Origin of the sequence: Shewanella pneumatophori (assembly GCF_023283895.1) — a bacterium.
Lineage (GTDB): Bacteria > Pseudomonadota > Gammaproteobacteria > Enterobacterales > Shewanellaceae > Shewanella > Shewanella pneumatophori.
Genome location: NZ_JAKILB010000003.1, coordinates 228,666 through 249,879, shown reverse-complemented (window position 1 = coordinate 249,879; position 21,214 = coordinate 228,666). Strand labels below are relative to the sequence as shown.

The window sequence follows — 21,214 nt, the reverse complement described above, 5'->3', positions numbered from 1 at the left end:
AGCTGTTAAGCTCCTTTTTTGTGTTTGCTTAGGCCGCTTTTATTGTGTGTATTCCTAAACTGACCTCAATATTTTCAACACTCTGCTGCACTTCCTGTGCAATGACTTCGCTTTGTTCTGATGATGCTTGTGCATGTTCTTTAAGGCTTTGCATTGCCACTACAAACTCATCTAAGTGTGCGACTTGTTCAAGGGTGCTATTAGCGCCTTGTTGGGCAGTACTCACCATTTCACTGGCTTGGCTTTGTACGCTTTGTGCGGCTTGCCATAGACTTTGGGCTCGGGATTTCTGCGCTTGAGTAGCTTCTTCAATACCTTGTACTCTTAGCTCTAAATCACCGTTAGCTTGGGTTAGCTGATTCAGAATTTGCATTATCTCTTTCAATGACACTTGTGTGCGCTGAGACAGATTACGTACTTCTTCGGCTACTACCGCAAAGCCGCGCCCTTGCTCGCCTGCTCTGGCGGCTTCAATTGCTGCGTTTAACGCAAGTAAGTTAGTTTGCTCGGCAATATTACCGATAACATCAATAATGCGCGACACGTCAGAAACAGATGTGGTTAGGCTTGCAAGTGATTGATGGCAATGTTGCACAGCGGTTTGGGTTTCTTCGGTTGCATCGAGAACCGCTTGTGATTCTTGCTGGCTTTGTTGCATTTGAACCATAGTTTGCTGCGCAGACTTTTCTACTTGGTCCGTGGTTTGGCTAACGTCTTTAGCTAGTACGCGGATATGTTCGGTTTGGCTTTGTGCGGTAAGTACAATACTTTGGGTTTGCTCGGTGCTAACTGAAATATGGTTAATGCGTTCAACAAGTTGCGATAGTGATTGCGAGACTAAACTGATTTGTTGTCTTTGCTGTTCATCTTCTTGTTCAAAGCGGTGCAGCAGTTGATTAAAGTGACCCGCAATTTGCCCGGTTTCGCAGCGACGTTGTATTGCTAAACGTTCACGACTATTGGATTCACTTAACTTAGAAAATGCAGTATTGAGGTGCTTTAACGGCTTAATCACTCGGCGCTGTTGAAGCACTAAGTAGCCAATGGCAAATACGATTAAAACCGACACCATAGTATAGATGGCAATCATCAACTCCTTCTTAAGTAGTTGATTTTGTTTTTCTTGTTGTTGGCCTAGGTCGAGTAATTGCTTTTCTATTACTGCAACGTCTTCGATTAGCGCTTGCTGTGTACGCTGATTTTCTATTAAGAGTGCGTGAGTATTGGCAACTTCTTTATTGTATCGATTGCTTAAGCTCAATAATTCATTGCGGTAACTTTCACCGATCTCAATTTGCTCTGCTTCATCATCACCAAGGGCAAATTCGTCGGCTTCAATGGTTTCATACATGCCTATAAGCACTAGTGCATCGAGTTTATCGTGCCATGCTTCTAGTTCATTAATCAGTGTGGCTAAGATGGATTTTAGTCGCTGCTCTTTGTCGATTAAGTATCCTGCGCTAACTTGGGATAAACCGTAAATAATCGGCGGCAGTTGTGAGGTTAATGCAAGATATTGCTCTGCTAGACTAGGATGCTCGCTTTGACCTTGAAACGCATATTCAGCAAGGCGGCGGTTGTTATCTATCATTTCTGATTCAGCGTGAGCCAATAGCTGACGTGGGTTGCCAGCTAATTTACCCGCTGCGCGATAATCTTTATCTAAGGCATTGATAAAGTTGTCGATTGAAGACTGGATCTCGGTAATGTCCAAATCATGCTGCTGATTTATCTGGCTTTGAATACTGATTAAATTGAGCTTAGCTCGTTCAAGTTGTCCAGCATCGCCAGTGGATAAATAACTGTCGAGATCGCGCCTGACTTCAACTAGAAACAATGTTTGGATTTGCTGTAGCTGTATGGTTTGTTGCTCGATAGATTGGCGCTTATCACTGCTCCAAAAAACGACACCTGCAAGTAAAGCTGCGATTAGTAACAGCAGGGCAGAGGCTGAAAGTGATAGGGTTGAGATTTTCATAAGTCACGCCAATCTTTTTTAATTGGCGTAAGAATATGGCATTAGGGTTACAAAAAAATTACAACAAACAGTGAATTAAACTCATCTTCGTTATTCTATTGGCAACCAAACCTGAGCATGGAGTCCACCTTCGGTTCGGTTAGTTAAAATAACTTTACCTTGGTGCCTGTCTACGATTCGTTTGATAATCGCAAGACCTAAGCCAGAGCCTACGCTACCACGAGCAGTATCGCCTTGGGTGAATGGCTGAAACAGCTTAGGAATTTGTTCTTCTTTTATACCAGGGCCGTTATCTTCGATGCTAAAGCCGACGAACTGTCCATTAAACTGTGAGCTGATTTTTACCCAGCCGTTACCATAGCGGTAAGCATTCTCGACTAAATTGCTTATCACGCGCTTAATGGCGATATCTTGCATGAGAATTGGTGGGCATTCGCTTAGCTCTGAGTCAATCTTACCTTCACGATTCGATTCAGCTTGAATCACATCTTGAATAAGCTCATTGATTTGCGCCAACTCACGGCAGCCTTCTTGATCCTGACGGATATAGGAAATGAACTGGTTGATAATGGCATCCATATCTTCGATATCGTTAACAATGCCATCTTTAAGGTATTGATCTTCTTCGACCATCATTTCAGAAGCTAAGCGAATACGAGTTAGTGGAGTGCGCAGATCGTGCGAGATCCCCGCCATCAACAATGCTCTGTCTTGTTCGAGTTGTTTCATGCTGTGAGACATTTGATTAAAGGTGTTAGTCACCTCAACAATCTCAGTCGAGCCACTTAATGGCAGTGGTTTAGGGTAATCACCACGGGATACCGCGATGGCGGCTTTTTGTAGACGACGTAATGGTCGGTTTTGCTGGCGTGCAAACCACCAACCGCCGGCGACACTCAAGGCGCCAATTACCATTAGGTACAAGGTTAATGGAGATAAGTTCTTTTCATTTAAGCCTTTTAGCGGCACTTTAATCCAAATGGATGGCGCCTGAGGCGGACGGATCCAGATCTCGAATTCTTCACCTTGGGCAATGCGTACTTCTGCCTCACCGCCTAAATACTCAGACATTTGTGAAGAGAGAAAACTGTAGTAAGTGGCTCGCTCAATACCAGCTTGCCGAGCTTGCTTTTGGTTGTAAAAGTGCATGGTGTCGTCGCTGACTTTTGCGTTAAGTGCATCGACCATCGTTAAATGTTCGCGACCGATATCGACACCACCAACAAATAGTAGTTTTACTTGTCTGGCAATAAGCTGGTTTATCTGTTGGTAGCTAGGTTTAATAAAGTAAACCGCCACTGAAATATAAGAAACCAGCTGATTAGTCAGCAGCAAACAGCCAATCAGCATTACTGTTTGGCTAAAAGAGCTACGTGGCAGGAGTCGCTGCCACCACCGTTTAGTTAAAGGCACGTTTTATAATGACAAGACTATTTACGCGATTGACCGTCAGGTACAAACACATAACCTAAGCCCCACACGGTTTGAATATAGCGAGGGTTGGCGGCGTCTTTTTCAATCAGGCGGCGTAAGCGTGAAACTTGCACGTCAATAGAGCGTTCTAGGGCTGAATAGTCACGGCCTCTGGCAAGATTCATTAGCTTGTCGCGAGACAATGGTTCACGAGGGTGGCTAACGAGCACTTTAAGTACCGCAAATTCACCACTGGTTAATGCAATACTTTCTTCGCCATGGTGCATTTCACGCGTTGCAAGGTTAAGTGAAAACTCACCAAAGGTGATCTCTTCTTCTTGCTGGGTCGGTGCGCCCGGAACTTCAGGCGTTTGACGGCGCATGACTGCTTTAATTCGTGCTAAAAGCTCGCGTGGGTTAAATGGTTTTGGCAGATAATCGTCAGCCCCTAACTCTAGGCCGATAATTCTATCAACTTCATCACCTTTAGCCGTGAGCATAACAATTGGGATGGGGTTACCGGTTTGGCGTAGGCGGCGACATATAGATAGGCCATCTTCACCAGGCAACATAAGGTCTAACACAAGCAAGTGAAAATTCTCGCGTTCTAGCAAACGGTCCATCTGCTCAGCATTGGCGGCGCTACGCACTTGATAACCTTGCTCCATCAAGTAACGCTCTAGTAGTGCGCGTAATCTCATATCATCGTCAACAACGAGAATCTTTGAGGTTTCTTGTCCCATGCTTGTGGCCCCTTATTGCTATCGATATGCGCTTAAGTTGTCGCATATCTAGCTAATTTGTTATTAATCTTATGTGCTTGCTTAATATAGCGTCTTTGCTAATTAAATGACTAGTGAGATTTCAATTAGTTCACTATCTAAGCATGAGTTAATTGATACTTGAGTTTTAATGCTATGAATTATAATGCTTTTTATAACGCACTGTGGCCCGTTAAATTGTAACAATTTTGCTGTTTTGTCGATTATCGGGGCAATAACACAAATTATGCTGAGCTTAGGGCTAAAAACTCAGTCTGTGGTGAGATTGAAAACACGACAATTGAAGTGAGATTTGGGCTTTGATTTCTAGTCTGTAGCGAGCAATTACGCTAGAGTAGAGCTAGCAGCCTCGGTTAAAATACCGATTATTCCCGTAATCCTTAATATAGAAAGTAGACGCTATGAGAACCGCTATCGTAACCCGTGAAGGTTTCGAAAAACTGCAAAAAGAACTAAATTATCTTTGGCGCGAGCACAGACCTGAAATCACTAAGATCGTCAGTTGGGCCGCAAGTTTGGGCGATCGCAGCGAGAATGCTGATTACACCTTTAATAAACGTAAACTACGAGAAATAGACCGTAGGGTTCGTTATTTGCGTAAAACCCTAGAAAATGTGCAAGTTGTTGATTACTCGCCTGCGCAAGAAGGCAAGGTGTTTTTTGGCGCTTGGGTTGAAATTGAAAACGATAATGGCGAGCAGTTACAGTTTAAAATAGTCGGTTACGATGAGATTTTTGGCCGTAAAGACTATATCTCAATCGACTCTCCTATGGCGCGTGGTCTACTCAAAAAAGAGGTTGATGACGAAGCCGTAATCAAGACTCCTGCAGGTGAGCAAACTTGGTATATCAACCGCATCTCTTATCAAGGTTTTGAGTAGTTTCTCCAACTTATGTGACGCACACGCCGCAGTTTAGCGGCGTAATTAGCATAATTGTCTTAGTATTAGCATTAACCAAAGCCATGTGCTGTGGTATCTTTGGCAAATTCCCCTTTATCAACTAGGCTCGACCTCTATTTATGCAGAATATTGCACAGCTCATCGCTGAAGAACTTAACGTTCGCCAGCAACAAGTTACCGACACTATTTCATTACTCGACGATGGTGCAACAGTACCCTTTATTGCTCGTTACCGTAAAGAAGCCACCGGTGGCTTGGATGACGCACAATTACGTACCTTAAGCAGCCGTTTAAGTTACTTACGCGACTTAAATGAGCGCCGTAATGTGATTTTGTCGAGCATTGATGCTCAAAGTAAGTTAACTCCTGAGCTGAAAGCTGCAATTAATGCCGCTGATAGTAAAACTCGCCTAGAAGATCTGTACTTGCCGTATAAGCCTAAGCGCCGTACTAAAGGTTTAATCGCAATCGAAGCCGGTATTGAACCATTAGCAGACTTTTTATTGGCCAATCGCCAAGCTGACTGTGAAACCGCTGCGGCTGATTATATCAATGCTGCGGCTGGTTTTAGCGATGCTAAAGCGGTACTCGATGGTGCGCGTTTTATTTTGATGGAACGTTTTGCTGAAGACGCTGAGCTACTACAAAAAATCCGTACTCAAGTAGAGCAAAATGCAGTGCTTGAAAGCCGTATGGTAAAGGGTAAAGAAAAAGAAGGCGCTAAATTCAGAGATTACTTCGAACACTCTGAAAAACTAACCAAGGTGCCATCGCACCGTGCGTTAGCTATGCTGCGTGGCCGTAATGAAGGCATGCTGAGCCTTAATATCAATGCGGATCCGCATCAAGATGCTAAGCAAGCCAGTTACTGTGAAGTGATTATTATCGAGCACTTTAAGCTTGGCCTTAGCGATTCTAACGTTGATGCTTGGTTAAAAACGGTTGTTGCGGCAACTTGGAAAGTGAAAATTGCGCTGCAGATGGAAACTGAGTTTCTTGGACGTATGCGCGATGTTGCTGAGCAAGAAGCGATTAAAGTGTTTGCACGCAACTTAGGTGATTTGCTCATGGCCGCTCCTGCCGGCGCGAAAGCAACTCTAGGTTTAGATCCTGGTCTGCGCTCGGGTGTTAAAGTGGCTATCGTTAACGATACTGGCAAGTTAATGGCGCACACCACTATCTTCCCACATGCGCCGCAAAACCAGTGGGACAAATCAGTTAGAACACTGGCTAACCTAGCTAAAATGCATAAGGTTGAGCTCATCGCTGTAGGTAACGGCACTGCATCGCGTGAAACCGACAAGCTAGCAACAGATCTTATCAGCCAAGTTAAAGCTGAGCTGCCAAGATTGACTAAAATTATGGTCAGCGAAGCAGGCGCTTCTGTGTATTCAGCGTCTGAACTTGCTTCTGAAGAATTCCCTGATATAGATGTATCGATCCGCGGTGCTGTGTCGATTGCACGTCGTCTGCAAGATCCATTGGCAGAACTCGTTAAGATTGAGCCAAAAGCGATTGGTGTAGGTCAATACCAGCATGATGTTAGCCAAAGCCAGCTATCAAGCTCGCTAGAAGCGGTTGTTGAAGATTGTGTAAACGGCGTAGGCGTTGATGTGAACATGGCATCGGCAGCACTTTTAGCTCAGGTTGCAGGTCTTAATAAAACCTTAGCGCGTAATATTGTTGCTCACCGTGACGAGCAAGGTCGATTCAATAACCGTAAAGCGTTATTAAAAGTGGCGCGTTTAGGGCCTAAAGCGTACGAGCAAGCTGCTGGTTTCCTGCGTATTAGCGAGGGTGATAACCCACTCGATGCTTCTTCAGTGCATCCTGAAGCTTATGCTTTGGTTGAGTCTATCGCTAAGGCTAAAGGTATTTCTGTTGCTGAAATTATCGGTAATACAGAGCTACTTAAAGCGCTTGAAGCCAAAGATTTCATTACCAGCGAGTTTGGTTTACCAACGGTAACCGATATCTTGGCCGAGCTTGATAAGCCGGGACGCGATCCTCGTGGCGAGTTTAAAACTGCGACCTTTAAAGAGGGCGTAGAAGAGATTAAAGATCTTAAGCTAGATATGATCTTAGAAGGCGTAGTGACCAACGTAACTAACTTCGGCGCCTTTGTTGATGTTGGCGTGCATCAAGATGGTTTAGTGCATATTTCATCGATGACTGACAAGTTCATTGATGACCCGCATAAAGTCGTTAAAGCTGGCGACATCGTTAAAGTTAAAGTGATGGAAGTTGATGCTGAGCGCCGCCGTATTGGTTTAAGCATGCGTCTTGAAGATAAAGCGGGTGATGCACCAAAAGTGGCACCGCGCCCAAGCAATAACAAAGGTGGTCAGCATAATGTTAAAGGTGCTAATCAGCAGCGCCCACAGCAAAAGAGCCACAAACCTAAGCAGCCAGCAAACGCCGCCATGGGTAATGCATTTGCCGATGCCTTTGCTAAGCTGAAAAAGTAATTCGGCGCAGCAATAAAAAACCGACATTGATTGTCGGTTTTTTTATATCTAGTTATACCAATCAGTATAAGAATTTGATCTACTCAGAACGATTTTTGGCAAACTAATTCAAGGCGAATAGCTGCAATAATGGTTACTCCCTTATAAATCTATTCAACGCAGAAGTAGGCAGCCAAAAACGTTCCAGACTGGCGAGTTTTAGCGATTCTGATGCTGTGTTAACGAACTTGAACGTAGAACAACTATGCTCTTCATTCGTTGCCTTGCCTCAAAACCGCTAAATTCTCGCTGAGTGACTAAATGTTTATACTGATTGGTATTATGCGGTTATTAGCAGATCTGGCTGGCTATTGGGCTCGGTACGCTGATGATAAAAAGCTTCAATGCGGGCACCAAATGCTTGGTAGAACTGCAGTGTTTCATTAGGCATTGGATGTTTTGCCGGGGCAGAGTCTTGAGTCGCTACTTGTTGACCGGGTAATTTAATATCACTGCGCTTTAATGGCGCGCGTTGGCTCAGTAACTGCTTTAAATTAAGCGCTTGGTTTTGTTTTTGCTTTTCTTGGCTAGATTCTTGCCCAGATTGCTCTTGTTGAGATTGGCCCTGTTGTTTGTCTTGAATAGACTCGCGCAATTTTGCTTGAGTCTGTGTTTGTTCTGCAGTGCGCTCATGTTGTGGATTAAAGGCGCGTTCTTCATGGCCTTTAGTTGCTTGTTGTGGCGGAATGATAGGTGGTCGCTGCTGGCTATCCGTGCGCGCAGAATCGGTTGCAGCATTAGTTGTTGCAATCGGCACGTTAGGATAGTTGGTAACCACTAACATTTAACTGGTCCACCTTATTTGAGAATTAACATTTATGTTTAAATATTAATCAATTTGGGCGGAAAAATAAAGTGTTAGTCGATCTTTAGCGGCTTAAGCTGTAACCGCTAGATTGCAGCCGTTGTATTTAAATTTGGTTAGTCTGAGCTTTGATTTGTATCGCGCGCAGCGCTGTTTAACCAAAGTTTGTAACCCTCAATAAACTCCTCTGTGTGGCTGATAAAGGGGGCGTGTGAGGCTTTGGCCAGAATAAGGTCTTGGCTATTTTCAAGTTGTGGCATGGCTTTAATTACTCGGCGTGGCACTAAGCCGTCGAGTCTGCCCCAAACTCTTAACCAAGGTTGCTTAATTGCAGCGACTTCTGCACGTAAGTCCACGTTTTCAAGCATATTGAGCCCTTGGGCAAGTGCACTTTGCTGCGCCGATGGGCGAGCAAGCACTAACTCACGTAATTGCTTAATATCGGCTTTTGCAGTTTGGCTGCCCATGGCTTGAATCGCCAAGAAGCGCTCTACGGTTTTATCGAGATCTTTAGTTAATTGGCTGGCGAATTGCCCCAATACTTCAGCTGGGATCCCCGGCCAATCTTCGCGAGCCATAAAGCAAGGAGACGAGGCTATGGTACATAACGCGCTTACTCGCTCTGGGTAATGAGCCGCTGCAAGTTTTGTCACTAGGCCGCCCAACGACCATCCAGTCCAAATGGCTGTTTGCGGCACCTGCTGCATTATAGCTGTAAGCCAGTGATGAATATTGCCCTCAACCACTTGGCTGTAGCCAAACCCCGGCAGATCGACAAAGTGGACTCTATAATCAGAGAGTGCGTATTTTAATGGTGCAAATACCGCGCTATTAACACCCCAGCCATGGAGGATGACGAGATCTGGGCCTTGGCCTATAGATTCAATGTGCAGAGGGTGTTGATTCATATCGATCTCGTTGGCTTGTACTGATTATTTGAAAAGGACTTCATCTATCAACAATATTTTTAGTCATAGATGGCTGGCAGCTATGTTACCCAATCGCTGTTTGATGTGCCATCAACATATCTTCATAGCCCAGCGGGGTATTTGTGGCGTGTGTTTGTCAGCTTGCTGTTATCAAGGCGATATTTGCTTAGGTTGCGGTAGGCAAATGCAACTGCCAATGGCGTTTTGCGGCAAGTGCATGCTTACTCCCAAGTTAAAAATTGTTGCTGCTTGTAGTTACCATCAAGGGCTAGGGCATTGGGTTGGCCAGATTAAGTATCAGGCGCAGTTTGCAGTTATTGATGTGTTAGTTGATGCATTAATTGAGCGGATTAGTTATCTCATTAGCATCGGCTGCTTAACGCTGCCGCAAGCTTTGATTGCCGTGCCGTTGCATAAGAAACGATTGCAGCAGCGCGGTTTTAATCAGGCATGGTTGATTGCTAAGGCGCTATCGAGTCGGTTAAATATTCCGTTATTAGATGATTGCTTGATACGGACTCGAGCGACTGAACCGCAAGCGGGGTTATCGGGTAAGCGGCGACGAAAAAACTTACTTAATGCGTTTGAGCTAGTGACTGAAATTAACTTGCAACGTATTGCTTTGATTGATGATGTGGTGACAACTGGCACTACGGTAAATGAAATCACTAAGTTGTTTATGCCGACTCATACTCAAGTGCAAGTTTGGTGCTTGGCTCGAGCCGAAGCACCAAACTGCGGTTAATAATCCTGAGTTGCCTCTAAGTTAATGCAAGTGGCCTATTAGTTTAATGCTGGGATAAAATACAGCGCATTAGCGTAGACTTTTTCACTGCCTAACCAGATATTTCTAAACAGCAAGTTATCAGCAATCGCCACTACTGCGCCTTTATTGCGAGACTCAACAATTATCGCAGGCGAATTACTAAAACTGCTTTGGTACTCTTGAGCTAAATAGCCACTTAACAAAGGTTTTGAAGTGTATTTAGCAGCAACACTGAAAGGCCCATTGGTTTGTGAAAAGCCGATCACTTTGTTTTTCAAAATAGGCAGCCTGTCGCCATTGAGGCCAAAGTTGATTGGGTGGCTAGGATCGAGTTTTAGTTCGAGTATTGCACCACCTATGGCTTGCTTTGCTTTAAAAGCTGACTTTTCATCGAAGGTAAGCCCCTCTGCATCAAATAGTTGCTTATAAAAGCGGTCGCTGCGTAAATTGTTTTTGAGTAAGTTAGATTTCTCTAACCAATGTAGTGCACCCTTTTGGGCGATAATTACGCCGCCTTCACTGGCAAACTGACCTAGCTTACGTGCAAAGCGTTCATCTAATGTTTGGTAGCGGCCATCGGCCAGCAATACGTGGCTGTAATCACTAAGTTTGATTGAAGCGAGTTGGTTAATATCCACTACAGTAGTGGCGACACCTAAAACATTATCGAGATAATACCAGAGCTGACCGACTTCAGATGTTGAGGTGCCTTTACCACTAATGAGCAGCGGCTTAATTGGTTTGATTAACTCAAAGTCTGGGCTACCAAGATCGATACCACTGCTTGCCGCACTAGTGTTTACAGCAATGACATCGACTTTAAGTTTATTCGCGAGTTGAGCGACTAACTTGTTAAGTTCGCTTGCCTTATGGCCATCTTGTTTCAGCGGGATTTGTAAGGTGCCAGCGACAAAATCTAGGTCTTTATTTTTGACCTGCATGCTAAAAGGTTTAGCTGCAAATTTGACTAATATATCTTGTTCTAGCAGCTGTTGTAGCAATAACGTGGCCTGGCTTTGACGCCAATCAATTAGTAAAGCGACGGCATCATTACTAAAACTTACTGGAGTAAAGGCTGGTGGTGTTTGACTCAATACACTGAGCTCTAGCTTTACATTGCGGCGTAAAGTTAACCCAAAAGCGTGTTGCAGATTCCAAGTCGAAATATCGTAAAAAGTCGGGTCGATATACTCGGTTCTATCGTCAAACATAGCTTCAAGCAGTGATGACTGCGCCTGCTTATTAGGAATAAAAATACTATTGTTTACAGCAAAATCTAGCCCGCCTTGTGAGAGCGTGTGGGTAAGATAGTAATAGTCAATTTTATGTTGAGATAACAATGTGGTAAGCGCATTAATTCGGCCGCTATCGTTATCAGCACTGAGTAGTAGCCCCGCTTGACGTGGTTTCTTTTTAATGGCTTTTTGGTGTTTATTTTTAAAGAAATCCGCTTGATATTCTTCTAGCTCAGATCTTAATGCTAATGCGCCTTTCAGGCTGGAAATCGAAGTCGCATATTGGTTGTCTATTGCTTCTTGAAAGGTTACTAAGCCATTAACGGAGTCTTGTTGTTGGCCGCGAGCACTTGCCTGCTCAAACAGTACTCCAACCGCGCCGTTGATATCGGGATAGGTAGAGCCTTTACCATAGAAAAAGTCATCAAACAGCTGGCGACTAAAATAGCGCTGCTTTTTATCATCCAATTCTGCTTGATGATAAGCGGCTAGCTTGGCGGTGATTTTCTGGTTTGCTTTCGATGTTAGTGGGTGAGTGCGCTCTGGTACACCGGGCTGGAAGAAGTAAGTTTGGTTGTGGCCCATTTCATGGAAATCACCCACATAATGCGGCTGCCAGCGGTGAAATAACGCTACTCGTCCTTGAGATTCAGGGTGACGCAAGAACAGCCAGTCTCGGTTTAGGTCGGCAAGGTAGTGATTACTTCTGCCACTTGGCCAGCCTTGTTTGTGCTCTTTGTGGTTAGGATCGCTAACGGCAACTTTACCAGCATAGCCGTTGGCCCAAGTTGAGAAACGGTCAAAGCCATCGGGATTTTGTGTTGGTGTAATGAGGACGACTGCGTTATTGAGTAGTTCTTTTACCCACTTTTCTTCGCTGGTGGCTAACATATGGCTTAGTTTTAAGGCGCTGTGGGCGCCGCTACTTTCATCACCATGGATTGAATAAGCCAGCCAGATCACCATTGGTCCTTGTTGCTCACCTTGGTATTTAACTTGTTGACGCTGAGCTAAGATTTCATCGAGTTTGGCTTGGTTTTCACTGGAGGTGATAACCGCTGTTAATTGTTGGCGAGCTTCGTGGCTTTGGCCGGTATTTTCAATCGATACTCTGGGGTTTTCGCTGGCGATTTGTTTGAGGTAATAATTGATTTGGTCATGACGCAGCAAGCGCTCGCCAAGTGGGTAACCTAAAAATGCTTCAGGGCTGGTTGTGGTCACGCCGTAGAGCGGGTTATCGGTTAGGCGCGTCTTTTTTGCGTCGGCAAAAAAAGCGGGCAAGATCAAAAAAGCGCATAAAAAAACAAGACCAATTCTAGACATGGAGTTTTTCGTTATATTTATAATATTGTTGTTAAATTAACAGCTCGAGCGCGACAAAACCACTCTAGGGTAAGATAAAAAACTGTGATCTGATTAGTATTTATTATTAATCTGTGAGCCTTAGGGACTACAAAGGATTGCAGAGTAAGAGTATTATAGGGTTAATTCTTACTAAAACACTCAGGTTTATTCCTGACGGAGCATGTTTTCATGATTACCATTTCCGAAGCAGCTCAGGCGCATTTTGTTAAATTGTTATCAGATCAGCCTGAAGGAACTCACATTCGAGTATTTGTTATCAGCCCTGGCACTGCGCAAGCTGAGTGTGGCGTGTCATATTGCCCACCAGACGCGGTTGAAGCTGATGACACAGAATTAGAATTCAATGGCTTTAATGCCATGGTTGACGAAAAGAGCGCTCCTTTCCTTGAAGAAGCGACAATCGACTTTGTAACTGATCAACTTGGTTCACAGCTAACACTGAAAGCACCGAACGCTAAAATGCGTAAAGTGTCTGACGATGCATCACTACAAGAGCGTATTGAGTATGTTATCCAGTCTGAAATCAACCCACAGCTAGCAAGCCATGGTGGTAACATCATGCTAGTTGAGATCTCTGAAGATGGCATCGCTGTACTGCAGTTTGGCGGTGGTTGTAACGGTTGTTCTATGGTTGATGTAACGCTAAAGGATGGTATCGAGAAACAATTGCTTGATATGTTCCCAGGCGAGCTAACTGGCGTTAAAGACGTAACAGAGCATCAACATGGCGACCACTCTTACCAATAATTGCTAACTGCAATTGGCTTGAGTAATTCAAATAAAAACGCGACCTAAGGTCGCGTTTTTTTATGCTGGTATTTAGTGGTTACTTAGTGGCTAAGCGTCAGCCTTAATCTAAACCAGTAGTGCAAAGATAGTGAGGCACTCCGAGCGAGCATAAAGCAGCTCATAGCAGCCCATAAGGCAAGGTTACCTTGCTCTGACAGCAAATACCACACTGGGAAGAATACGCCGAAGGTTGATAAAATCATGCTGTTACGCATCACTTTGCCTTTAGCTGCGCCAATATACACCCCATCAAAAAGATAAGATCCAAAAGCCAGCAGCGGTAAGAATACCACCCAGATAAGATACTGCTCTGCAACGGCTTGTACTTCGCTAATACTGGTGAGCATAGAGATAATTTGTGAGCCACCAACAGCGAAAAATAGCGTAAAACAGAGCGCGGCAATCGCTGACCAAGCCCAAGCAAGCGTTACGGATTCTTGCATTAATTGGCTATTTTTCTGGCCATAGGCACGGCCGACTTCGGCCTCAGCGTAATAGGCGATACCATCTAAAGCGTATGAAATAAGCATCAACAAATTAAGCAACACCGCATTGGCTGCCACTGTGTTATCGCCAAGGCCTGCGCCGTAAAAAGTCATAAAGGCAAACGATAACTGCAGGCACAAACTGCGCACAAAAATATCGGCATTTAGGCTGATTAACTTGCCGTAACTCTGCAAGGATAGTTGCTTGGCTACTGCAAATAGCTTGAATCCACCGAGCTTATTAAGTTGGCCGCGTACCATAGTTAGTGCAACTAAAAAGCCTGAGATATCGGCAAACACAGATGCTAAACCCGCGCCTTTTACGCCCCAGCCAAGCACCAATACAAACAGTACGTCGAGAACAATATTGACTAAGTTGGCAATGATTAGCTGCCACATAGCGGCTTTTGGTTGCTGACGCCCAAGAAGCCAGCCCAGCATCACTAAATTCATTAGCGCAAATGGCGTAGACCAGATCCTGACTTGGAAATATTCACGGCAATAGCGTTCTACTTCTACACTGGCGTCTGACATTGCCATAGCTAAATTCAAAATAGGCGTTTGTAGCGCAATGGCGGCGATACCAAACATTAACGCTAAGCTGGCGGCTTGCACTAACAGTTTAAATTGCTGCTGGGTGTCGTCGGCGCCATAGGCTTGCGCGACTAATCCTGTGGTTGCCATGCGTAAAAATCCAAGCAACCACAAAATTAAGGTTATAATCGTTGACCCAACTGCCACACCGCCCAAATAATAGGCGTTACTAAGGTGTCCAACAACGGCAGTGTCAACCAGCCCTAATAGCGGCACCGTGATATTTGATAAAATCATCGGTAGCGCAAGAGCGAGTAATTGACGATTTTTTTGTGGGTTTAACAATAAGGCAATCATTTTAGAGGTCTAATATTTATGGTTAAAAACGTGTTGCTAGCGCTGTTAGCGCTGACAGGTTTTTCGGCTCACGCAGCGGTGATCCTTCAATATCATCATGTTTCGGATAGCACGCCTGCGGTTACAAGCGTAACACCAGCTCAATTTAAAGAGCAGATGCAATATCTAGCGGACAACAACTTTAATGTTGTACCACTTTCAACAGTTGTGGAGTCTATTAAGGCAAAGAAAACACTGCCACAGAAGACAATCGCGATTACGTTCGATGATGGATATCGCAGCATTGCAAATACTGCTCATCCTATTTTAAAGCAATATAATTTCCCCTACACGCTTTTTGTCTCGGTTGAGCCAATTCAAAAAGCTTATGGTGAAATGATGAGTTGGCAGCAACTGGTTACCTTATCTAAAGAAGGTGCTGAAATTGCTAACCATAGTTGGAATCATGAGCATTTAATTCGTAAAGAAGGTAGTGAAACAGACGCGCAATGGCTAGCACGTATTGAAGACAACATTTTGCGTACTGAAGCTGAAATCGTGAAAGCGACAGGGCAGAACTTAAAAATGCTGGCTTACCCGTATGGCGAATACAATCAGCAAATTGAAGCCATGCTTACTAAGCACGGTTTTGTGGCGTTTGGTCAGCAATCGGGTGCGGCAGGTCCGTATTCACCGTTAACGGCATTGCCACGTTTTCCTGTGGCAGGCGTATACGCTGATCTTAATAGCTTGAAGGTGAAGCTTCATAGTTTAAATATGCCAGTTATTGCGCAAACCAATAGTAATCCGCAATTGGTGCAAGGTCAGTGGCGACCAGAGATCAAAGTAACCTTAGATATGAGCGATATTAACGCGTCGCAGTTAATGTGTTTTATTCAAGGACAAGGTGCTAAAAAGCCAAATTGGCTCAGTGACAACCAGTTTAGAATTCAGGCTGAATTGGATTTACCAGCAGGTCGTTCACGCTATAACTGTACCGCTCCGAGTAAAACAAAGGGTAGTTATTACTGGTTTTCACAACCTTGGGTGAGACCAAAATCTAACGGCCAATGGATAGCCGAGTAATAAATCAAAGCGCCTACTTAGGCGCTTTTTTTTAGCTAGAATATTTGGCGATTATTGCATTAACGTCATGAATTAAATCGCTGTTTTTTATCTGTGGCAGTTGGCCGGCAGAATGCGATTTGGGTTTGATAATGGCGACCTTTTCTCCTTGAGGGGAGACCAAAGCAAACGAGGCACTATGGTCAACTTGGTAATCAGGACCGTCTCCCACCATGGCGTAAACAAAACCTAAGCTACGGGTGACCGGAAAAAGCTGCTTGTGTTCGCCAGTGACCGCAATAAAGTCAGGATTAAAGAAGTTCATGTAGTTTTCTAGCTTATTGGTGCTGTCACGCTCAGGATCGACCGACATAAAAATAACCTGTACATCAGACTCTTGATTTAAACCCGCATAGGCTGAAGTGAGTTTGCCCATAGTGGTTGGGCAAACGTCGGGGCAGGAGGTGTAACCGATAAAAAACAGGCTCCATTTGCCCTGTAGATCCGCATTGCTAAAGCTGTTGCCGCGTTGATCGGTCAAGGTAAATGGCGCTAAAGGTTGCGGTGTTGGATATTCAAAACTTGTTTGTAGCTCTAGAGGTTGTTGGCTGAGTTGTACGCTGGCATAGGCCCCTGCGGCAATGAGCAAAATGGCTGCAATAATCCAAGTGAACTTCATCTGTTATCCCCTTTTATTCTCTTTTGCATCGATTTCGCTCGCCTAGATTGAGTACGTAGTAACTCAAGGCTATTGACTCAAGGCTGTGCTTGTTAGTTAAAGATAGTGATCAACCAATAACACCAAAAACAGCAGCATTAAGTGGTAGATAGAAAACTTAAATACATCCATCGCCAAACCCGGTTTTTCATGGTACTTAAGCTGCCACGCTTTATAGATAAAGCCTGCACTCAGCAGTGTTGAGCCCACAAGGTAAACTGGGCCGCACATGCCGACTAATACCGGCAGTAAGCACGCGATGGCGAGTAAAATGGTGTATAAAAAAATACAGGTTTTAGTGAACTCAACGCCATGGGTAACCGGCAGCATAGGAATATCGACTTTGGCGTATTCAGTTTTACGATGAATTGCTAGTGCCCAAAAATGTGGCGGTGTCCAAGCAAAAATAATAATAACGAGCAGTAGCGCATTACCGTGAAACTCACCGGTTACCGCAGTCCAGCCAAGTAGTGGCGGCATAGCGCCAGCGAGTCCACCTACCACTATGTTTTGCGGCGTTGCGCGCTTCAAATAAGCGGTATAAACCACGGCGTAGCCAATTAGGCTAGCAAAGGTTAGCCAAGCGGTTAACGGGTTTACTAGGGCGTATAGAATAATAAAACCTAAGATCCCCAAGCCAAACGAAAACGTTAATGCCTTAGTAATTGACACTCGGCCTTTAGGTAGCGGCCGGTTATAGGTGCGCGCCATTAAGCCATCAATACGGCGATCAATAAGGTGGTTAAAAGCTGCTGCAGAGCCAGCCATCATGCCAATACCAGCCATTCCTGCTAGTAAAGGTGTTATCGGTACAGCACCGGGCACGGCTAAACACATGCCGACTAAAACGGTTAATAGCATTAGTGCGACGACTTTAGGTTTGGTCATTTCATAGTAGGCACGCCACTGAAATATTGAACTTACCGGGTTTCTTGGTAGTGCGATTGGTTTAGCCATAATTGAAACCTCTCATCATCGGTTGCGCGTTAGTGTGGGCGTTAGTCGTTGTCATTTATTTGCCCTCCTATGCTTTACGCCATAAGGCGTAGTTAATAAAAACTAAGGTCAAAAGCAGTAAGGCGGCTCCGCCATTGTGAGATACGGCAATGCCAAGTGGTAAATGCAGTACTACATTGCTGATCCCGAGTATGACTTGCAGTACCACTAGGGCTATCAATAACCAAGCTGCATTGCGCATAATGCTAGAGCTCGCAGTGCGAATAAGCTTAAAAGCAAGATATAACAACATGATGCTGGTGATGACAGCACCAATACGGTGAGCGACATGAATAGTCATGCGCGCCGAGTAATCTAATACGCCAAACTCAAAGCTTGGGTGGTCGCCCTGAAATGGTGAGAATGCATCGGCGAAGTTAAGATTATCGACCCAGTTACCTTCACAAATCGGTAAAGTAGTGCAGGCAAGCGCTGCGTAATTTGATGAGGTCCAGCCGCCTAAGATGATTTGTAGTAGTAACACTCCAATACAGATTGCGGCTAATCCAGCGAGTTTGCGAGCCCGAGGATCGCCGCCGGGGATCCGCAGCGGTTTATTACGTAAATACAGTAACAAGAGTAGTGAAAATAGCGCAAAACCACCGAGCAGATGCGCCATCACAATAATCGGCATTAGCTTCATGGTAACTGTCCACATGCCTAAAGCAGCCTGAAAGATAATAAGTGCGGCAATAAACATAGGTAACTTTTTTGGGGCGTCTTGGCTTTTAAGGCTGAGCACTAAAATAAGCAATACTAGCAAGCCCAAAGTACCTGCAATGTAGCGGTGGATCATTTCTAACCAAGCTTTATCGGTTTCAACTGTATGGCCCGGAAAGTCTTGTTGAACTTGGTTTAACTCATGTGTTGCAGTAGGGACTTTGAGCATGCCGTAGCAGCCCGGCCAATCAGGGCAACCAAGCCCAGCGTCAGCTAGTCGAGTGTAGGCACCCATTAAGATAACGCAGAGGGTAAAGACTAAGGTGATTTTCAATAACGAATTAATCTGCATAACAGGCCTTCCTTATCCTATTCGCGATAACTTCAGTAGTTTACGTAGGTCAGCGACTAAGGCTTTGCCTTGCATAATTTGTGCTTGGTGATCGCTAGCAATGGGATAGCTCATGACTAAACTGCCCAGGGGGTCAACAATCACTAGCTGTTGTTGATTAAGTAACTGGCTAAGCTCTGTAGATGGTGTGGCGGTAACAAAATCGAAGCCGGTTAACGCTGCGGTATCGCTTTGCTGATTAACCATAATGATGGTGTGCACTCGGTCTTGATTACGACCAAGGGCTGTATGGCTTTGCTGTAAGATGTAAAGCCTATCTTCGCAGGTGACATCGCAATGGCTAGGTAGTTGATATAAAAGTTGCCACTCTTGAGGCTGAGGATTTGCCATCGCTAGATTGGAGTAGCTGACGCTCTCTAATAGTTGGCCTTTATTGGTTGCACCGCCGTTATAGAGATCAAAACTCAATACTAGTTTGGCTGCAACAACAGGCAGCACAAAAGCCAGTAATAATAAGACGAGTGTTTTTCTACCGCTCTTTTGTGGGGAGTTCATTGCCGCTCCTCTTGCTTGATTGAATCTCTGTATAACTAACGCTTAAGCAGCGTTTATAAGTTAAATGCTTGAGATTGCTATGCATCAAAATGATTGATTAACATTAGGCTTCCCGGAACGGCTAGGTCGCTTAATTTCTAACCTACAGTGTCTATGTATCGTTGGCAATAGCCTTATTGCTTTGTTCTCCATAAGATTTTTTTAGCTTTCGAAATAACAGGTAACCGATCAAGATTGCAAACACAAACGCCATAGAAAACCATTGCACGGCATAGCCATGGTGCTTTTGCGACGACAAAGGAATTGGCTGCCATGGGTGAGGGTAGGAATTATCTAAATTGTTTGGTTGCAATACAGCTGTTGCTAAAGGCTTACCTATTAATTGCGCTAGTTGGAGTAAGTTAAGGTTTTGCATGCGTGTAGGCTGGCCCTCTTCTGCCATTAGCTCGGAGCTCATTGGGTTTAACTGCTTTTGGTAAACTCGTCCCTGTAAATTCAGTGGGCTACTTATGGGCTGAACCTGAGGTAGCTGAGAACGATCTAAACTCGCAGCTACAAAACCAAGCTCAACTAACAGCCACGGCTGCGTATCGCTAACTTGTAGCGCTTGATAGGCTAAATAACCTACGCGGCCGTTATAAACCTGATTATCGAGTAAAAAGATATTGCTGGATTTAGGCGTAACCGCTACTTGCAGTTTATAGCCTGTTAGCGGCTCGTCTTGAGGGAAATTAAGTAAATCTGTATAGCCGAGTACCGAGGAAGATTGCCTTGCTGTTAACTCTTGCTGCCAGGCGGCTTTATATTGTGCTCGTTCTAGCTGCCAAAAACCTAACTTGACCAAAATCGAAAACACCATCACAGTAGAAAGTACAATAAACAACCAAGCAAGATTCACTTTAACGCGGGGATGCGCCATGTCGGTTTTGTTTATCTTTAAAGTCGTCTTAGTATTATTACTGCTATTCATACTGTTTAATTTGGGGCGAGCCCTATTTATTATGGTGAAAGGGCAAGGAGATGCCCCAATGAGTCAATACCTAGGTCGGCGTGTGTTGTTCTCTGTGCTGGTGGTGCTATTACTTATTGTGGCGCTGGGGACTGGAGTCATCACACCTAACTCCAGACCCTATTAATGGGCTTACAGTACGTAAACAAAGATAAATAGACATAACCAAACCACATCAACAAAGTGCCAATACCAAGCGCCAGCTTGGAAAGCAAAATGCTTTTCTGGGGTGAAATGCCCTTTTAACACTCTAAAAAACAACACAATTAAAAACACGGTGCCTAAGGTAACGTGCATGCCGTGAAAGCCTGTTAATAAGAAAAAGGTGTTACCGTAAACGCCTGAATCTAGCGTTAGCCCCATTTCTAGATAAGCGTGCATATACTCTTCTACCTGTAAGCCTAAAAAGGCGATACCCAGTAAAATAGTTAGCCCTAACCAAATAGTTAGTGCTTTGCGTTTACCAGTTTCTAAGCCTACGTGAGCAAAGTGCAGAGTGACGGAAGAGGTGAGTAGGATTAGCGTGTTATAAAGCGGTAATCCCATCCATCCCATAGCTTGAGTTGTTGTGCCATCAGGCGTTGTGACTAAGGGCCAAACGGCTTCAAATGTTGGCCATAATACTTCATTGGTCATAGCATTATTTGATGCGCCACCTAACCAAGGTACAGCAATCATACGGGCGTAAAACAGTGCACCAAAAAACGCCGCAAAGAACATGACTTCTGAAAAGATAAACCAGCTCATACCTTGCCTAAATGAGCGATCCATCTGTTTTGAATACAACCCAGCCATAGACTCGGCAATGACCGCTCTAAACCAGCCAAAAATCATAAAGATGATCACCGCAATACCGGCTAGCAAAATGATGCCGCCACTGCCTTCTTGGCTATTGAGCTCGGATACATAACTACCCGCACCGAATGCGATTAGAAACAGGCCTATTGCACCAATTATTGGCCAGGCACTTTGTTCGGGGACGTAATAATTTTCATGTTTATTTTCAGTTGTCATGTTGTTGCTCCTGCGCACC

Annotated in this window: 19 protein-coding genes; 6 read left to right on the top strand and 13 right to left on the bottom strand. The window is 44.5% G+C overall.

Going from position 1 to position 21,214, the window contains the following annotated elements; all coding sequences use genetic code 11:
• Positions 1-28: 28 nt before the first annotated feature.
• The 3 genes from L2740_RS06460 to ompR form a co-directional block, all read right to left on the bottom strand.
• Positions 29-1,978, bottom strand: a complete 1,950-nt coding sequence (locus L2740_RS06460; RefSeq protein WP_248949275.1) for a methyl-accepting chemotaxis protein — start codon at positions 1,976-1,978, stop codon at positions 29-31.
• A gap of 90 nt (positions 1,979-2,068) precedes the next feature.
• A complete protein-coding gene (gene envZ, locus L2740_RS06455; protein ID WP_338056235.1) occupies positions 2,069-3,391 on the bottom strand; it encodes a two-component system sensor histidine kinase EnvZ in 1,323 nt (440 codons plus the stop codon).
• Between the two features lie 17 nt (positions 3,392-3,408).
• A complete protein-coding gene (ompR, locus tag L2740_RS06450; protein WP_220778309.1) occupies positions 3,409-4,134 on the bottom strand; it encodes an osmolarity response regulator transcription factor OmpR in 726 nt (241 codons plus the stop codon).
• Positions 4,135-4,574: 440 nt separating this feature from the next.
• Here ompR and greB point away from each other — a divergent pair, with 440 nt between their 5' ends.
• The gene (greB, locus tag L2740_RS06445) at positions 4,575-5,054 is read left to right on the top strand and encodes a transcription elongation factor GreB (RefSeq protein ID WP_248949273.1); all 480 of its coding nucleotides are present in this window, start codon (positions 4,575-4,577) and stop codon (positions 5,052-5,054) included.
• Between the two features lie 140 nt (positions 5,055-5,194).
• Positions 5,195-7,543, top strand: a complete 2,349-nt coding sequence (locus tag L2740_RS06440; RefSeq protein ID WP_248949272.1) for a Tex family protein — start codon at positions 5,195-5,197, stop codon at positions 7,541-7,543.
• Between the two features lie 319 nt (positions 7,544-7,862).
• On the opposite strand, the gene L2740_RS06435 is transcribed toward L2740_RS06440, so the two are convergent.
• Together L2740_RS06435 and bioH are read right to left on the bottom strand one after the other, a co-directional pair.
• Entirely contained in the window at positions 7,863-8,366 is a 504-nt protein-coding gene (locus tag L2740_RS06435) for a hypothetical protein (protein WP_248949271.1), read from the bottom strand.
• A 137-nt stretch (positions 8,367-8,503) separates the two neighbouring features.
• Positions 8,504-9,295: a pimeloyl-ACP methyl ester esterase BioH gene (bioH, locus tag L2740_RS06430; protein WP_248949270.1), complete on the bottom strand. Its 792-nt coding sequence runs from the start codon at positions 9,293-9,295 to the stop codon at positions 8,504-8,506.
• Between the two features lie 148 nt (positions 9,296-9,443).
• Here bioH and L2740_RS06425 point away from each other — a divergent pair, with 148 nt between their 5' ends.
• On the top strand, positions 9,444-10,061 hold the full coding sequence (locus tag L2740_RS06425) for a ComF family protein (RefSeq protein ID WP_248949393.1): 618 nt from the start codon (positions 9,444-9,446) through the stop codon (positions 10,059-10,061).
• Between the two features lie 38 nt (positions 10,062-10,099).
• On the opposite strand, the gene L2740_RS06420 is transcribed toward L2740_RS06425, so the two are convergent.
• Positions 10,100-12,640, bottom strand: coding sequence for a M14 family zinc carboxypeptidase (locus L2740_RS06420; RefSeq protein ID WP_248949269.1), 2,541 nt, complete (start codon positions 12,638-12,640; stop codon positions 10,100-10,102).
• A gap of 210 nt (positions 12,641-12,850) precedes the next feature.
• Here L2740_RS06420 and nfuA point away from each other — a divergent pair, with 210 nt between their 5' ends.
• A complete protein-coding gene (gene nfuA, locus L2740_RS06415; protein WP_248470468.1) occupies positions 12,851-13,429 on the top strand; it encodes a Fe-S biogenesis protein NfuA in 579 nt (192 codons plus the stop codon).
• A gap of 83 nt (positions 13,430-13,512) precedes the next feature.
• Here the strand turns inward: nfuA and L2740_RS06410 are convergent, their stop codons facing one another.
• Positions 13,513-14,847 (bottom strand): MATE family efflux transporter, encoded by a 1,335-nt coding sequence (locus L2740_RS06410; RefSeq protein WP_248949268.1) that lies wholly within the window; start codon positions 14,845-14,847, stop codon positions 13,513-13,515.
• 18 nt (positions 14,848-14,865) lie between these two features.
• Between L2740_RS06410 and L2740_RS06405 the strand changes: the two genes are divergently transcribed.
• On the top strand, positions 14,866-15,912 hold the full coding sequence (locus L2740_RS06405) for a polysaccharide deacetylase family protein (RefSeq protein WP_248949267.1): 1,047 nt from the start codon (positions 14,866-14,868) through the stop codon (positions 15,910-15,912).
• A gap of 31 nt (positions 15,913-15,943) precedes the next feature.
• Here the strand turns inward: L2740_RS06405 and L2740_RS06400 are convergent, their stop codons facing one another.
• The 5 genes from L2740_RS06400 to L2740_RS06380 form a co-directional block, all read right to left on the bottom strand.
• A complete protein-coding gene (locus L2740_RS06400; RefSeq protein WP_248949266.1) occupies positions 15,944-16,570 on the bottom strand; it encodes an SCO family protein in 627 nt (208 codons plus the stop codon).
• A gap of 96 nt (positions 16,571-16,666) precedes the next feature.
• The gene (gene cyoE / locus L2740_RS06395) at positions 16,667-17,566 is read right to left on the bottom strand and encodes a heme o synthase (protein WP_248949265.1); all 900 of its coding nucleotides are present in this window, start codon (positions 17,564-17,566) and stop codon (positions 16,667-16,669) included.
• Positions 17,567-17,633: 67 nt separating this feature from the next.
• A complete protein-coding gene (locus tag L2740_RS06390; protein WP_248949264.1) occupies positions 17,634-18,617 on the bottom strand; it encodes a COX15/CtaA family protein in 984 nt (327 codons plus the stop codon).
• 12 nt (positions 18,618-18,629) lie between these two features.
• Positions 18,630-19,172: a hypothetical protein gene (locus L2740_RS06385; RefSeq protein ID WP_248949263.1), complete on the bottom strand. Its 543-nt coding sequence runs from the start codon at positions 19,170-19,172 to the stop codon at positions 18,630-18,632.
• Positions 19,173-19,323: 151 nt separating this feature from the next.
• Positions 19,324-20,091, bottom strand: a complete 768-nt coding sequence (locus L2740_RS06380) for an SURF1 family protein (RefSeq protein ID WP_248949262.1) — start codon at positions 20,089-20,091, stop codon at positions 19,324-19,326.
• Between L2740_RS06380 and L2740_RS06375 the strand changes: the two genes are divergently transcribed.
• Entirely contained in the window at positions 20,090-20,308 is a 219-nt protein-coding gene (locus tag L2740_RS06375; RefSeq protein WP_248470477.1) for a DUF2909 family protein, read from the top strand. The genes L2740_RS06380 and L2740_RS06375 overlap by 2 nt on opposite strands.
• Before the next feature lie 5 nt (positions 20,309-20,313).
• On the opposite strand, the gene L2740_RS06370 is transcribed toward L2740_RS06375, so the two are convergent.
• Positions 20,314-21,195 carry a cytochrome c oxidase subunit 3 gene (locus L2740_RS06370; RefSeq protein ID WP_248949261.1) on the bottom strand — a complete coding sequence of 294 codons (882 nt, stop codon included), beginning with the start codon at positions 21,193-21,195 and terminating at the stop codon, positions 20,314-20,316.
• Positions 21,196-21,214: the final 19 nt, after the last annotated feature.

Bases quoted from the DNA above. Each gene is read 5' to 3' on its own strand.
- greB (WP_248949273.1), top strand. From the start codon at position 4,575: ATGAGAACCGCTATCGTAACCCGTGAAGGTTTCGAAAAACTGCAAAAA.
- L2740_RS06385 (WP_248949263.1), bottom strand. From the start codon at position 19,172: ATGAACTCCCCACAAAAGAGCGGTAGAAAAACACTCGTCTTATTATTA.
- L2740_RS06410 (WP_248949268.1), bottom strand. From the start codon at position 14,847: ATGATTGCCTTATTGTTAAACCCACAAAAAAATCGTCAATTACTCGCT.
- cyoE (WP_248949265.1), bottom strand. From the start codon at position 17,566: ATGGCTAAACCAATCGCACTACCAAGAAACCCGGTAAGTTCAATATTT.
- bioH (WP_248949270.1), bottom strand. From the start codon at position 9,295: ATGAATCAACACCCTCTGCACATTGAATCTATAGGCCAAGGCCCAGAT.
- L2740_RS06420 (WP_248949269.1), bottom strand. From the start codon at position 12,640: ATGTCTAGAATTGGTCTTGTTTTTTTATGCGCTTTTTTGATCTTGCCC.
- L2740_RS06390 (WP_248949264.1), bottom strand. From the start codon at position 18,617: ATGCAGATTAATTCGTTATTGAAAATCACCTTAGTCTTTACCCTCTGC.
- L2740_RS06460 (WP_248949275.1), bottom strand. From the start codon at position 1,978: ATGAAAATCTCAACCCTATCACTTTCAGCCTCTGCCCTGCTGTTACTA.
- L2740_RS06405 (WP_248949267.1), top strand. From the start codon at position 14,866: ATGGTTAAAAACGTGTTGCTAGCGCTGTTAGCGCTGACAGGTTTTTCG.
- L2740_RS06435 (WP_248949271.1), bottom strand. From the start codon at position 8,366: ATGTTAGTGGTTACCAACTATCCTAACGTGCCGATTGCAACAACTAAT.
- ompR (WP_220778309.1), bottom strand. From the start codon at position 4,134: ATGGGACAAGAAACCTCAAAGATTCTCGTTGTTGACGATGATATGAGA.
- L2740_RS06370 (WP_248949261.1), bottom strand. From the start codon at position 21,195: ATGACAACTGAAAATAAACATGAAAATTATTACGTCCCCGAACAAAGT.
- L2740_RS06440 (WP_248949272.1), top strand. From the start codon at position 5,195: ATGCAGAATATTGCACAGCTCATCGCTGAAGAACTTAACGTTCGCCAG.
- L2740_RS06380 (WP_248949262.1), bottom strand. From the start codon at position 20,091: ATGGCGCATCCCCGCGTTAAAGTGAATCTTGCTTGGTTGTTTATTGTA.
- L2740_RS06400 (WP_248949266.1), bottom strand. From the start codon at position 16,570: ATGAAGTTCACTTGGATTATTGCAGCCATTTTGCTCATTGCCGCAGGG.
- nfuA (WP_248470468.1), top strand. From the start codon at position 12,851: ATGATTACCATTTCCGAAGCAGCTCAGGCGCATTTTGTTAAATTGTTA.
- L2740_RS06375 (WP_248470477.1), top strand. From the start codon at position 20,090: ATGTCGGTTTTGTTTATCTTTAAAGTCGTCTTAGTATTATTACTGCTA.